Genomic DNA, 14,353 nt, shown 5'->3' on the forward strand with positions numbered 1-14,353 from the left:
CCTAATGCTCCGGCCCACCAGGTCGTCCTTGAGCTCCTCCCGCCGTACCTTTGAGGAACAAAGCCCGCGACTTTCCATATTCGGCGTAGGCACGCCAACTTTTGCGTTCCATCTTTAGACTCAGGTTCTCACGCAACGCCGCGATGGTGGCATGCATTTCCAGGAACCGCCGGTGCTCCTCCACTATACTCTCCAACAGCGCGCGTCGCGTCTCATCGAGCCGCGCCTTCTCTTCCTTGAGGTATGGTGGCAGCCTGGGCCCGCCACCCACGTGCATTGCGTCCAAAAGACTCGCCTCCAACAGCAGCAGGTCCTCGCGCAGGCGCTCGACCTCCTTCTCCTGGGCACCCAGCAAGTCGGTCAATTGTTGCACTAAAGTGGACAGGTTGTCCTCTTCGGGAAACAGTTCAATGATCTTATCATAGACTTTTACTGCGTCATCAAACAGGCCTAGTTGCAGGTAACAACGCCCCAGCAAAAATAATGCCTCTTCGGTCTTCGGGTCCTGGGGGTGGCGGGACACGAGGGTTACCAATGGTCGCACGGCCCCCTCATAGTCGCCCATCTTCACCGAGGCCCAACCCCGCGCCAGCAGTGCCTCCGGGTAGCGACGGTGCTCGGGTGAGACGGCCGCAAAGTACCCCCGGGCCTCCTTGTAGTAGCCGAGCTCGTAGTAGAGATAACCCAGTGTCAGGCGCCCCTCGTCCACGATTGCGCGCCGCTCCTCAGATACTATCGGCAACGAGACCAATTTGCGAAAAACGGCCACCGATTTGGTGACACGCTTCATCTTGAGCAGCGAGAGCCCCACCGTGTACAGGCCGTAGCCGTAATAGTCGCTGCGAGGGTCCAGGTTGAGCAGGGCCTCCAGCGCGCTGGCATAGTCTTTTATGTTATAGTAGCTCTGGCCTGCGTAATAGCGAGCCTCATCGTCCACGTCCACCGGTCGCGGTGCCTGGAGGATGGCCTCGTACAGATGGAGACTTTCCTGGTATTTCCCCTGTTTGTAGGCCGTCTTTTGCAAGCCCAAGAGCCCCTTCGCCAGGAGAGGACTTCCGAAATAGTTCTTGACCAAATAGGTGTAAGTGGCGGCAGCGGCATTGTAAAGCTCCATCTCGTAAAGGCAGCCACCCAATAGGAGAAGCACCTCATCTATTCTCTTATACTCCGGGTAGTAATCCAAAACGAGCGCAAGGTCCCGTGCAGCCTGCCAATGTGATCCCGACTTGATGCGGTCTTTGGCCTCGCTCAAAAGCCGCTCCGCAATCCGCTCCATCTCCCGGTCTGCAGCCGGCTGCTGCGCCTCCACCGGCGCCGAATTCCAGGCGGCTATCACCACATAGACCGCCACTGCTATGTGCCATGCACCTCTGGACACCAGGGCTCCTCTCGGCTTTGCCCGACATTTCGGGCCCGGCTTGCTAAGGCTTCTCAGGCTTTTCCAATTCCTTTTTCATGGCCTCCATCTCGCGGGCAGCCTGCTCGCGTCGTTGTCGCAGGCGTTCGGCCTCCCGTTGAGCCTCCAGCTGCCGGAGCCTGGCCTCGCGTGCCTTTCTATCCAACTGGCGGAAGACGGTGAACCTGCGTGAGACCCCAACTGTGACCTTCCAGTCTGCGTACCGCTTATGGAACTCGTCCTCCACCTCGGCCCGCCGCGTCAGACTTACGTCCAACGCCAGATCACACACCAGCGAAAACGGGCCCAAGAAGCGGAGCCCCTGAGTCAAGCGTTGTGAATTCTGGTACCACCTTACAGAGGAGTTGTTCAAGAAAATCTCGCCCGTGTACTCGGTGAAAAGGTACGAGGAGCGTACGGGTACCTTGATGCCCACACCCATGAGAACTTGGTCAACCCGGGCGGTAAAGAAGCGATCAGTAAGGTCGTGATCGAGGTATCCCACGTTCACATGTGCCTTCAGGGGAGCGACAGGAAATGTGCGCCAAAGGTCAAAGGTGGCAATTCCCATGAGTGCTGCCGCCGTCTTTCCCGATGAGTAGGGCTCGAAGGGGACGTTGTGATACTCTGCCGTGGGCAACACGACCATAGGATACACCCCAACCCGCACGCTGTTCCACCTGAACGGGACCACCTTTAGCCCCAGCCTGGTGTCGCCCGGCATCGGCGTGAGCTGCTGGCCGTCATCCTGGTAGAGCGCCATACCCGCCGTGAGTTCGAACGTCTCCGACAGGGCGAAGGTCAGACTGGCATTGAGCGTAAAGTCTTTGACGAGCATGGAGGCGTTATCGCGCGCCTCGACAAAGCTCAGACCATGCGCGGTGACGTTCAGTTGTCCTGGGACAATCGCCTCTGCCGACTGCACGCGCAACAGGCCAGTGCCCCCAAGCATTGTCGACTGCGCAGACGCCGAAGGGGCTACGCCCATCAACACCGCGCCAAGACTCACCCCCAGAAGTATGTTCGCTTTTGACCTCTTCTTCATGCAGAGATCCCTTCGGCTGCCATGCATCTTTCCCTTTTGCGAGGGCCCGCAAGAATGGTAGTGCTGCGCCATTGTGGCCTCGTACCGGGTGAACCACGATTTTTAAATTTACACCCGCCCTGCCGCATTTGCAAGCCCTTTTTCGGCCCACACCTCATGCGCCCGTCAACATTGTGTTCAGCGTTCAGACATTCGAGCCCGTGCTCTCACACCATTCCCTTCCGGCGGCGCAAGAACCACTCCATGCCTAACAGGATGACGATAAGCCCGAGGATTGTGCTACTCGCCCAATAACGAAATTGTACCCGCCTCTCCTCCCGAGCAGGATTCAGAGCCAAGCTTTTCAGGAGCGGCGAAAGGTCATTCCACAAAGACAGCGCTCCTCCCGAACGCTCGGCCATCTGCTGCAATTCTTCGAGGTTGGAGGCTGTGTTGAGGAATTCGACGCTCCAACGGGTGACACTAAAATGGCCAGTATCAGCCAAAGCCTGACCCAACGGGACGACCGCATTGGCAGTAAACCGGTAATCCCCCTCGACACCAGCGATGAGCTTGCATTCATAGCGGCCAGCACCTACCTCTTCTAGTGTAAGCGCGCGAGTCGCCTCAGGGCCCGTCACCTGGACTTGAACTTTGGCTCCCTCTTGAGGTCGGAAATCGGGCGTGTACACTTGCGCAGAGAACAGAATTGGTTCCCCGCTTCGGTACAGCTGTCGGTCCGTCCTGACGCGCAACTGCCTGTGCTCTTCGCGCAGTGCAAGCCACCGGACAAGGTTCTGGACGAATTTGGGATAGACGGAGTCGTCACCCCTCACGCCCCACATCATCAGATGCCACCGCCAGAAGCCGGAGGCAAACAGGGCAACCGCTCTGTGCTCCGGTGTCTCTCGAGCGACGATGAGGGGCACCTCCTTGCCACGGGCTCGTGGGGTGGGCTGGCCCACCGCGAGCACTATGCTGTTGGGCCAGAGGGGCACCTCATAGTAGCGAGAGGGAACCGGCGGAAGCTCTTGCCACGCTGCAATGGCTGCCTGCGCGCTCTCCTCGACTGCTAACAGCGGGTGCGCGACACCCGAGGGCAAGAAGACGCTTCGCATCTCAACGGGGCCCACCTGCGGGGCCCGGCGCATAGGCAAATGCTCCCACAATGGGTTCAGCCGGGAGAACTCGAGATCCTCGCCGCCTGCCCAAAACAAAGGGAGGTTCCGGGAACTCAAGGCCTCACTCACCGCCTCCATTACCGTGGCCCCAGTTCCGGCCACCGGGAAATCAAGCAGGAAGAGGCAGTCGGCTTGTTGCAATGCATGGGCCACGCCGTCGGGGGTAGCGCGGTAGAAGCCGTCGCCACGCCGACAGATGTAGACCTGGGCTTCTACACTGGCATCGGCCTCAAGAGCTCGGGCCAGAAAGGCTGCGTCGTGGCTGGGCCTGCCCGCTATGAGGACCACTTTGATTTTTCCTGGGAGCGTCTTGACGACAAATTCGGCCTGGTTGTTCTCATAGGTCAGCTCACCGGCAAGATGCGAGGCCGAAACCACATACCGCTCCACCCCAGGAGCCTCCGGCTTGAACCGAAGGGTGACCCGCGTCTCGGGCTGCCGCGCCTCCAGTTGCACGCTCGTGGCATCAAGTATAGCCCCTCCTCTGCGCAACTCTATATTGACCTTTTCCATGGCAAAACCATGGTTCACCAACCGCACTTCCACCGGTACCTCGGTGCCCACATAGGCAAAATCGTTGGCTATCGCGGAGCGGAGGACCAAGTCTTGTTGGGGCTTGCTACTACCCACGGCGACGGGAAACAGAGGCACTGGGCTCTTTTCGCCCACCCGGGTCAGAGGTTCACCCATGTTTGCTGCACCGTCGGTCACAACGACCACCCCTGCGAGTGGCTGCCCGCGCAACTGCGCGATAAGCTCCTGTACCGTCTCCTCAATGTTTGTACCGAGGCCTTCGAAACGCAGCGTGTCCTGCCCTGGTCGAAATTCGCCCCCCAAGCCTGTGGAAAAGCCAAAGAATGGCATCCGTGCCTTCCTGGCGAGTGATAGAAGCCGTGCATCTCCCAACACCGCTGCGACCTGGGCGGGCCGGCTCCCGCTATCGTCTGCCAGGGCCATGCTCGCCGATTGGTCGACGAGCACCGGCAAGAGTGGCTTTTGTTCTAATGAGATGACACAAGTCAGCACAGGCTGAAACACGAGCAGGACCACCGCCACAAGGCACGCGGCGCGCAAGACAAGAAGCGTCCTCCTCACGAGGTTCGACACAACGGGGTTGGTCCGGCGATAGATAAAGACCGCTCCCGCAGTGGCGAGCAGTATGGCCAAAAGCAGCACCAAGAGGTTCCCTGCCAGCTCAATGTTCACGTGGCTTAGGGCGCGGTGCATGGGTTGTGCCTCGATAGGGTAGCTTCTTCTTCAAAGCCGAGAGTGAGCGCAGGCTCGGGACGGAGTTCATCAGCCGCGCGTTCGCCGCGCTCAATGCGGGAGAGCCCGGCGCGCGCGATCATCGCTGCATTATCTGTACACAGCTCCTGCGGCGGCACATAGAGCCGGCACCCTTGGCTCTCCGCCTCCGTTTCCAGTGCCTCGCGAAGAGCGGTGTTCGCAGCAACTCCACCGGCCAAGCAGATAGTGCGCATATGCCATTTCGCCGCCGCTGCCATTGTCTTCCTTACTAGGACGTCTACTACCGCTGCCTGGAAGCTCGCGGCTATGTCTGGCAGTTGCCGGCGCGCCTCCTCCTCCCCGAGGCCCTGCACGTAGTACAACACCGCCGTCTTAATCCCGCTGAAACTGAAGTCAAGATTGCCTTCCTCCATCATTGGCCGGGGAAAGGCTATAGCATGCGGGTTGCCAGATTCTGCCAGATGGGCAAGTGCTGGCCCTCCAGGGTACCCTAACCCCAATACGCGAGCGACCTTGTCAAAAGCCTCTCCCGCGGCGTCATCGATGGTTCGCCCTATGGTGCGGTACCGTCCCTCCGCCTCCACTATCACCAGCTGAGTGTGGCCTCCGGATACAATCAAACAGAGAAACGGCACCGGCGGCTTTGCCTGGCCGAGAAAGTTGGCAAAGATGTGGCCCTCCAGGTGATTCACCCCGACCCAGGGAATATTTAGGGCGAGGGCCATGCTCTTGGCCACGTTGAGTCCCACCAGGATAGACCCGGCCAGCCCCGGCCCGTAGGTGACCGCAATTGCCTCTAGGTCGCGTGTCTGAAGGTTGGCCAGGTCAAGCGCGTGTCTGATAACCGGAAGGAGCAGGCGCATGTGGGCGCGCGAGGCATACTCAGGGACCACACCCCCATACTCGCGATGAATGCCTTGCGAGGAGATGACGTTGGCCAGAATGCGGTCGTCATCCACGACTGCTGCGGCACTATCGTCGCAGGACGTTTCGATGCCTAAGATGCGCATAGGTTTTGGAGACGCTCGAAGCTGCGAGGCTGCCGGTGGGTTCAGCGCTCAAGCACGACTTTGAACCGTTGGGGTGATACATCCCGCCAGCTCACTCCCTCTGGGGTTTCGATCACCGCGGGAAAATCAACCTGCTCGGGCGAGGCAGGAAGTCTCCACTCCACGTACGCCGTGATCTGCTCGGCGCTCACCTTCGTCACCACATCGACCCCGCCCTCGATGGTCAGCGTTAACTTTGGGGGAACGACAAAGGCCCTGTATCCAGGGGGAATGTTGCGCGCTTGTACGGGAATATCGTGCATCACTCGCTCCATGAGCTTCTGCACGTCTGCCACCACTAGTACCTCGCGCCGGTTCACGGTAAGCTTTTGGTCCACCGGCTCCTCCAGCGGCACGCGCACTCGCACATCACGCGTCGCCCGAGCAAACTGACGGCTCTTTGTAGCCCATCGCTCGACCGTGCGCACCAGCGACTCCGGCCCTGCCACGCTTACCGATTCGGGCTCCACATGGACAGCTCCGACTACGGCATAACCGTTCAGGGGTTGCACGGTGACCTTAGGCTGCACCGGGATCGTGCGCTCCACGCGAGGTTCTAATACCAGGAGCGCCTCCTTAGGAGAGAGGACCTCCAACACCTCGATTCTGCCCCCATAGTCTGCCATTGTCACGTCCGTAACCCCCAAGGGGATGCGGTGGGTACCACGCCCCAGATTGGCATTGACCGTCACGGCAAAGTCGCGGCTGATGCTGATAGCTATAAGGGCGCGCCCCTGACCTCTGACGCGCACTCGTACGCTGAGGGGAGGGTCGTTGCCCAAGGTGAGGCCAGGAGTGATGCCCACGACCCGCAGTGGCACGTCGAAGACCCAGTCGTAGTAGTTCTCGGTCTTGACGTAGAGCCACAGCACCAAGGCGAGGACAAGCACCACGCCGGCAATCCTGTAACGCCTAAGCAGTGCGCGCGGTGCAACCACAGTTCTAGCCGCTCCATACTCTCCGTGACAGCTCCCGGCCGTCGTTGTCCGGGGCGGTGCCGATCAGGGAGATGCTATTTCTGAGAGAGGGTCGGAGCTTTGCCAATACTTATCTCGCCGTTGTCGATCCTGATGTTAAACCCGCACTCGGGATTGGAGCAAATCCAGGCCTTGTACATGATCGAGGCCCCCTCCCGTCCATAATCGGACAGCGGCAGCAGAACCCCTCTTCCGCACTTTTGACACGCCGGAAATGCATTCTCCATGGTCAATCCCTCTCCTCACGTTTGTAATTACCGCCCATCCCTCAGGCGCCTGCACCCAGACGCCCGGAGGACCTCACCATGTGCTGCATCGTCGACGGCACCTACCAGAACTCGCCCGACGACACAATGGCCGGTACACCAAGATAGTCCCCAGAGTGGAGATCCGGCGACTGGCTGTGAAGGAAAGTAGTCCTCAGCCCCTGGCCACCACGGAGGCATGTATGGCGGGCGTGACTATGCCCGTCGGGCTACCTGCCAACAAGCAGGCGAGCACCTACCCCCATCACCAAGCAAAAAACAATGCCCGCCAGTGCCTCTACCGTGGCTGCGCTGTCGTGCAGCCCCCGGCGCCAGACCCAACGCCCTACGATCGCCACCAACGCAATCATTCCCCATTCCCCCACATAGGCCCCTACGGTACCCAACGCCCGTTCCACATATCCAGGCACACGCACCAAGTAAGCCGGAAAAGGCGCTGGGTCCTCGCGTCGCCGCCCACCTGGTAGCTGCTGCAAATAGTAGATGAGCGGCGCCGCAGCAAACGAAGCCACCAGCACCGCCGTTGTCACGATGACGGCGGGCAGCGGAATTAGCAGCCAACGCAACGAATCAGCTGGCGTGGGTGGTCCAGCGAATCGGCAGCAGACCAACACTGCCCCTATGATGCCGACAATGTGCAAGGCCTGGTCCCCGAGGAATAAGCCGATCGTCTCCTTGCCCCACCTCTTCCGCAGGACCCCCTTGCTCCAATCCAGCAGCAGGTGCCACGCCGTCACCCCCGCAATCACTGTCCATATCCGCGCATCGGGAACAAAGGGCAGCAACACTGCCACCATCGTTATTCCACAGATCCCCACGTGGAGAAGCACGCCCCACGCGCTCGTGACTTTGAGCCGGAAGACACGATCCGTCTGCAAGACGAAGTCACCAACCACATGGGCGAGCGCGATCAGCCAGAGAAGGTGCATCATCTCCGGCTGCAGAACTGGCACGCTTAGGCCTTCACCACCCACACTTTGACTTTCGCTTCAATCTCTGGATGCAGTTTGATCGCGACGTCGTAGATGCCGAGTGCCTTAATGGGCTCTTCTAAGAGGATCTTCTTCTTGTCGATATCAAAGCCCTTCTCCTTGAGAAGGTCAGCAATAGTCTGCGAGGTTACCGAGCCGAAGACGCGATCCTCTTCACCCACAGCCACGGTGGCCGTGCACGAGACCCCATTCAGTTTTTCTGCCAAAGCCAGGGCGCCCTTCTTGGCTCGCTCGAGACGTTGGGCATCCAGCTTCTTCTGCTCATGATATGCCTTCAGGTTACTCGGTGTAGCTGCAAGAGCTATGCCGCGCGGCAAGAGGTAGTTTCGGGCATAGCCAGGCTTTACCTCCACCACGTCACCTGCTTTACCCAGCTTTTCGTGGTCTTGCTTCAATATCACCTTCATATCGTGTCCACCGATTTGCTACCGTGTGATCTCTGCCACAAAGGGGATGAGCGCCAAGTGCCGTGCCCGTTTCACTGCTTTGACCAGCTGCCGCTGGTGGCGCGCACACGTTCCTGAGGTTCGGCGCGGAATAATCTTCCCCTCGTCAGTCGTGAAGCGCAACAATCTCTTGTCGTCCTTGTAGTCGATATAGACAATCCCTTCCTCGCAGAAACGACAGATCCGTTTCTTTCGCTTCAGCATGCACAACTCCCTCGTTAGGTTCGCAGGGCGCCTGAGCGCCCATCGGTCACAATTTCAAGCCTCGATACCCAAAGTCAAAGTCGGTTTCGCCGACGTCAATCTCCTGGCGGTGTTCTCGCCGGTGCTGGTTCTCCCCCGGGCTGCGCCGCCCTCCGCCTGATGACAAGGCTTGCCCCGAAGGGTAAGCTACTTCCAGTACTCTCTCCTCCGGTTCGGTAATGTCCGCAGTATCGGGGAAATCGGCCCCTTCTTCACCTGCGCGGCGGTTGAGAAATTGGATACGCCGCGCTTTGATCTCTACCACGTTGCGGGTAGTACCGTCTTCACTTCGCCAGCTGCGGCTCTGGAGCTCGCCATCGATGAGCACGGCACTTCCCTTTTTCAGCGTCTCATAACAGCTTTCTGCCAGTTTGTACCATGCGACCACCCCCACGTAGCAAACGTTGTCCCGCCACTGGCCAGTGTTGTCTTTGAACTTCCTGTTGCAGGCGATGTAGAAATTTGCCACAGGAGTACCATTCGTTGTCTTGCGAAAGGTAGGATCGCACGTCAGGTGACCGGCAATAATCACAGTATTGATGTCTGGCATCTTCAAGTCAACCATACATCATCACTCCTTCGCGGTAAACGCAGCATTCCAAAGAACAAGGCTGCACGTATCGCCTTTATGACCCCGGCCACTCCGTTCACTTCAGCCAGCTTTTCAGGGAAGAGGGTCGTTATGAGGCATCTTCGGGGAAATCGCCTTCGGGCACATCCTCGCCCTCTGCCACCGGCCCTAGTTCTTCTCCTTTCACCTCCTCAGCAATCAGCTCACCTTCGGGCGCCTCCAGCGGTATAGGAGCGGCTGTTGGCGCGGTACCCATCTTCTCCTTTCTGAGCGCCTCAGCCTTGAGAGCCTGCTTGTCCAGCGCGATGGTCAAATAACGCAAGATCGCCTCATTGAGTTGGTACTCGCGCTCCAGCGCGCGGATAATCGAGCCCTTCCCTGCGGAAAACCGAATGTGCACGTAGTAGCCGTACTGCCTCTTCTTGATCTCATAGGCCAGCCGTCTCTTCCCCCAGCGTTGCACCTCCAGGATTTGTCCGCCATTGACGGAAATGAACCGCTCGAACTTCTTGATGATTTCGTCGATCTCCCCGCCTTTGAGCTGCGAGTCGATCACAAAGGTGGTTTCGTACTGCCTCAAACTCTGTACCTCCTTGTCGTTAAGTGCAATGTATCCAGATATGCCATCACACGAAAAGCGGCACGCACACCAGAGCAATGATGGACATCAGTTTGATGAGGATGTTGAGCGATGGGCCGGCCGTATCCTTGAAGGGGTCGCCAACCGTGTCCCCTACGACGGACGCCTTGTGCGCGGGTGAACCTTTACCACCGAACTCGCCGGCCTCGATGTACTTCTTTGCATTATCCCATGCGCCACCCGCGTTTGCCATCAGGACAGCGAAGAGAAACCCTGTAACGATCGCCCCGGCCAGGAGGCCTCCCAGCGCCTCTGGCCCGAAAACTAAGCCCACCGCCAGTGGTGCCCCCACTGCCAAGGCCCCGGGCAGTACCATCTGTTGGAGGGCGCGACGAGTACTGATGTCCACACATCGCCGGTAGTCAGGCTTGGCCTTCCCCTCGCGCAGGCCCACGATTTCCCTGAACTGGCGGCGCACCTCCTTGACCATCTCATAACCAGCTTTGCCCACTGCATCCAAAGCAAGCGCGCAGAAGACCACAGGGAGCATGCCGCCGATGAACAGGCCGATGAGCGTCTCCGGATCCTGTAAGCTCATGGACAACTCAACACCCCGCGCCTTGAGGGCCTGACCGTAAGCCCAGAAGAGGGCAAAGGCTGTAAAAGCCGCCGAAGCAATAGCGAATCCTTTGCTGATTGCGGCGGTGGTATTACCCACACTGTCCAGGGCTTCGGAGCGCCGGCGCGCCTCTTCACCGAGCTTGGCCATCTGCGCCAAGCCGGCCGCATTATCCGTGACGGGACCGTAGCCATCCACCGACAACACGGCACCCAAGCTTGCCAACAATCCCACGGCCACCATTCCCAACCCGTACAGCCCGCCGAAGCGATACGCGACAAAGATCGCCACTGCGGCGATGAGAATAGGGATGGCAGTGCTGAGCATTCCCACCCCCAATCCCGCCAGGATGTTCATCGCGGCGCCGCTTTCCGCCGCTCGCGCAATCCCTCTGACCGGGCGATTTCGATCCGAGGTGTAATATTCGGTGCTCAACCCAATGAGCATGCCGCCCACAATGCCGGCCACAGTCGCATAGTAGACACCCACGTTGCCCAACTGCCACCGCACCAGGAAGTATCCACCCACTATCACCAACCCCACCGTTACCCACATGCCCGTGTTGAGAGCCATCCGGGCCTTGTGGGTCTGCTGCTGGAACGTGTCATCCCTGCCCTCGCGCCAGCGGACAAAAAGGGAGCCAATCAGGCTTGCAAGGATTCCCATTCCGGCAAAGAGAAGGGGCAGGGTCGCGCCCTTGGTGCCGTAAAGGCTGACGCCAATGGTCATAGCGCCGACGATGGAGGCGATGTTCGATTCAAAGAGGTCGGCGCCCATGCCAGCTATGTCGCCCACGTTATCGCCCACGTTGTCGGCGATCACCGCCGGGTTGCGCGGGTCGTCCTCCGGGATGTTTTCTTCCACCTTGCCCACAAGGTCGGCGCCCACGTCAGCCCCTTTTGTGTAAATGCCTCCCCCCACGCGTGCGAACAGCGCCACCGAGCTGGCGCCGAAACTGAACCCAGCCACGGTATTGACGACACCAGGCAGATCACCGCCCAACGCCCAATGCAGAACGGCCAGGGTCAGCACCAAGCCCAGGGCGCCCAACCCGACGATGGTGAACCCAAGGACGCTTCCGCCATTGAAAGCCACCCGTAGGGCACGCCCGATACTGTAGGTGGCTGCTTGCGCCGTAGGGGCGCTCGCCCGAGTCGCCGCGCGCATGCTGAGCCACCCTGCCAACCCAGAACAAAACGCCCCTACCAAGAATGCCCCCCCAGTGAGAGGCTTGATGAACACGGCCAGCAGCACGGTCGCGCCGATGACGAAAAAAGAGAGCCACGTGAGCTCCCGCCGCAAGAATGCCATGGCCCCATGTCTTATGGCACTGGCGATCTCCACCACCTGCTGCGGCCCCATATCCTGTCGCCTCACGGCCAGGTCATAGACCCATGCAGCCACGAGGCCGATACCCCCGGTTGCCCCTACAAGCACCAACGTCAGCGTCCAGGCGTCCACTGGTTCGATCTCTCCTTGCTCGCTCTGCTCCGCACCACCGTGAACCCTAGTACTCTGGGTTGAACTGGTTCATGGCCTCTGCGATCGAGGCGGTGACGAAGGTTAGACACGCTTCGACGGCGCGTTCGATCACACCCTGCAGTGCTTGCCACTCCTCCCGGCTAAATTTGGACAACACATAATCGACCATCTGTCCAGGCGGAAAATGGGCACCGAGACCTACGCGCAGACGCGCAAAATGTTCGGTACCGGTATGAGCGATGACCGAAGCCACCCCGTTGTGCCCACCGTCGCTTCCCTTGGCTCGGAGCCGCAGTCGCCCAAAGGGGAGGTTGACGTCGTCGTGGACGATTAGGAGTGCCTCAGGCGGGAGCCTGTGCTGCCGCATCAAAGCAGCCACCGCCTGACCGCTGTTGTTCATGTAGGTGAGCGGCTTGGCCACTACCAACCCCACACTTTCCACCTCTGCCTGGGCCAAGACGTAGAGGCGGGTCTTGACCGAAAACCTGGCGCCCACCCGCTTGGCCAGTGCATCTGCTACCAGGAAGCCTACATTGTGGCGGGTCCTGGCATAGGTGCGGCCGGGGTTGCCCAACCCGATAACGGCCTTCGCCACCTCTCCCATCTTCTCCCACGCAGCCCAGGAAGGGCTATTGCTCCTCCTTTTCGCCTCCCGCTTCTGCCTCCTCCTCGGCTGCCAGGGCTTCGGCTGCGGGCGCCTCAGCCACCTCGCGGGCCACCGTCGGGGCAGTAACCGACGCCACCGACAAGGCCGGGTCGGTCAGGATATGCGCACGCTCAAGGACAATATCCCGCACGTGGATGGATTCGCCTACGGATAAATTGGACACATCAACGTCGATATGTTCCGGGAGCTCATCAGGAAGTGCCTCAACCTCGATCTCGCGCAATACCTGCTGCAGAATGCCACCGCCTACCTTCACCCCTTGCGGCACACCAACCAGGCGCACCGGCACCATGATACTGACCTTCTGGTCCATCCTCACTCCCAGGAGGTCCACATGCACCGGCACGTCACGCAGCGGATCAAACTGCACCTCGCGAATCACGCACTTGACCCCCTTACCGTCGACTTGTGCGTCCACAATGTTGGCATCACTCTGGAGTACCGCACGCAGTGCCTTCTCTTCCACGGCTATCGGTACCGAGTTCTCACCACCGATGTAGTAAATACCGGGGACCATCCCCCGTCGGCGGAGCTGCTTGGCTGCCTGTTTTCCAGTCTTGTCGCGCTTCTCACAAATCAATGTAACCATCGTCGAGGCTCCATACGTAAAGTACCATTCCTCAATCCATCAATTGACACTAAACAACTTGCTGATAGAATCCCCCTTATGGATGCGCTCGATCCCCTCGGCGAACACATCGGCCACGGAAATTACCCGCAGCTTATCAATGCGCTTTTCCGGCGGCAATGCGATAGTATCGGTCACCACCAAGAACGTCAGGTCGGACGCCCGGATGTTATCGATAGCGGACCCCGATAAAACCGCGTGGGTGCAGAGCGCGTAGACCTCCTTGGCTCCCCGGTTCTTGAGAAATCTCGCAGACTCGCACAGTGTGTTGCCGGTGTCCACAATGTCATCTACGAGCATCACGTTCTTTCCTGCCACATCGCCGATAATAGTGTGGACTTCCGCCACATTCGGCCGCGGGCGGCGCTTGTCTACAACTGCCAAGGGCGCGTGGAGGCGACGGGCATACGCGCGCGCAATTTGGATGCCACCCACATCCGGCGACACAATCACCAGGTCCGGAATGCGTAGGTTCTGCACGTACTTGCAGGCCACCATGGCGGAGTAGAGGTGATCTACAGGGATGTCGAAGAAGCCCTGGAGCTGCGGCGCATGCAGGTCCATGGTCAAGACGCGGTCAGCCCCGGCAGTGGTCAAGAGATTCGCCACGAGCTTGGCCGTAATGGCCACCCGCGGTTGGTCCTTGCGGTCCTGTCGTGCGTAGCCAAAGTAGGGGATGACCGCCGTAATGCGCTTAGCCGAAGCGCGTCGCGCCGCGTCGATCATCACTAACAACTCCATGAGATTCTCGGCAGGCGCGTTGGTGGGCTGAATCAGAAAGCAGTCGGCGCCGCGAATGTTCTCCTCGTACTTGACCCAAATTTCGCCGTCGCTGAAACGTTTGCGGGTGATTGCCCCGGGCTTGACACGAAGGCACCGACAAATCTTCTCCGCCAGCGGCACATTTGCTGAACCATAGAACACTTTCAACTTCTCGGGCATACCGGCGAGCTTCCTTTTCTCCAACGCCTTGTGACCTATCCT

The 14,353-nt window shown here is 59.5% G+C and carries 14 protein-coding genes; all 14 read right to left on the minus strand.

Translation table 11 applies throughout. The features are described 5' to 3' along the window. Position 1 precedes the first annotated feature (1 nt). The gene (locus ONB25_01305) at positions 2-1,378 is read right to left on the minus strand and encodes a tetratricopeptide repeat protein (GenBank protein MDZ7391526.1); all 1,377 of its coding nucleotides are present in this window, start codon (positions 1,376-1,378) and stop codon (positions 2-4) included. Between the two features lie 43 nt (positions 1,379-1,421). Continuing rightward, positions 1,422-2,441: a V-type proton ATPase subunit G gene (locus ONB25_01310; protein MDZ7391527.1), complete on the minus strand. Its 1,020-nt coding sequence runs from the start codon at positions 2,439-2,441 to the stop codon at positions 1,422-1,424. 206 nt (positions 2,442-2,647) lie between these two features. Next, entirely contained in the window at positions 2,648-4,828 is a 2,181-nt protein-coding gene (locus ONB25_01315) for a hypothetical protein (GenBank protein ID MDZ7391528.1), read from the minus strand. Continuing rightward, a complete protein-coding gene (gene tsaD, locus ONB25_01320; GenBank protein ID MDZ7391529.1) occupies positions 4,813-5,859 on the minus strand; it encodes a tRNA (adenosine(37)-N6)-threonylcarbamoyltransferase complex transferase subunit TsaD in 1,047 nt (348 codons plus the stop codon). The genes ONB25_01315 and tsaD overlap by 16 nt, the downstream gene beginning before the upstream one ends. Positions 5,860-5,900: 41 nt before the next feature. Continuing rightward, positions 5,901-6,836, minus strand: a complete 936-nt coding sequence (locus ONB25_01325) for a CdaR family protein (GenBank protein ID MDZ7391530.1) — start codon at positions 6,834-6,836, stop codon at positions 5,901-5,903. A gap of 514 nt (positions 6,837-7,350) precedes the next feature. Continuing rightward, positions 7,351-8,094, minus strand: a complete 744-nt coding sequence (locus ONB25_01330; protein MDZ7391531.1) for a DUF3307 domain-containing protein — start codon at positions 8,092-8,094, stop codon at positions 7,351-7,353. Between the two features lie 2 nt (positions 8,095-8,096). Further along, entirely contained in the window at positions 8,097-8,540 is a 444-nt protein-coding gene (gene rplI, locus ONB25_01335) for a 50S ribosomal protein L9 (GenBank protein MDZ7391532.1), read from the minus strand. 18 nt (positions 8,541-8,558) lie between these two features. Beyond that, positions 8,559-8,783, minus strand: coding sequence for a 30S ribosomal protein S18 (gene rpsR / locus ONB25_01340; GenBank protein ID MDZ7391533.1), 225 nt, complete (start codon positions 8,781-8,783; stop codon positions 8,559-8,561). Positions 8,784-8,829: 46 nt separating this feature from the next. Then, the gene (ssb, locus tag ONB25_01345; GenBank protein ID MDZ7391534.1) at positions 8,830-9,387 is read right to left on the minus strand and encodes a single-stranded DNA-binding protein; all 558 of its coding nucleotides are present in this window, start codon (positions 9,385-9,387) and stop codon (positions 8,830-8,832) included. Positions 9,388-9,502: 115 nt separating this feature from the next. After that, positions 9,503-9,973, minus strand: a complete 471-nt coding sequence (rpsF, locus tag ONB25_01350) for a 30S ribosomal protein S6 (protein ID MDZ7391535.1) — start codon at positions 9,971-9,973, stop codon at positions 9,503-9,505. Positions 9,974-10,019: 46 nt separating this feature from the next. Further along, positions 10,020-12,053 carry a sodium-translocating pyrophosphatase gene (locus ONB25_01355; GenBank protein ID MDZ7391536.1) on the minus strand — a complete coding sequence of 678 codons (2,034 nt, stop codon included), beginning with the start codon at positions 12,051-12,053 and terminating at the stop codon, positions 10,020-10,022. Positions 12,054-12,099: 46 nt separating this feature from the next. Then, positions 12,100-12,678, minus strand: coding sequence for an aminoacyl-tRNA hydrolase (gene pth / locus ONB25_01360; GenBank protein MDZ7391537.1), 579 nt, complete (start codon positions 12,676-12,678; stop codon positions 12,100-12,102). Between the two features lie 25 nt (positions 12,679-12,703). Further along, entirely contained in the window at positions 12,704-13,330 is a 627-nt protein-coding gene (locus ONB25_01365) for a 50S ribosomal protein L25 (GenBank protein MDZ7391538.1), read from the minus strand. Positions 13,331-13,369: 39 nt separating this feature from the next. Next, positions 13,370-14,311: a ribose-phosphate pyrophosphokinase gene (locus ONB25_01370; GenBank protein MDZ7391539.1), complete on the minus strand. Its 942-nt coding sequence runs from the start codon at positions 14,309-14,311 to the stop codon at positions 13,370-13,372. Positions 14,312-14,353: the final 42 nt, after the last annotated feature.

This window comes from candidate division KSB1 bacterium, from assembly GCA_034506335.1.
Taxonomy (GTDB): domain Bacteria; phylum Zhuqueibacterota; class Zhuqueibacteria; order JANLFK01; family Oleimicrobiaceae; genus Oleimicrobium.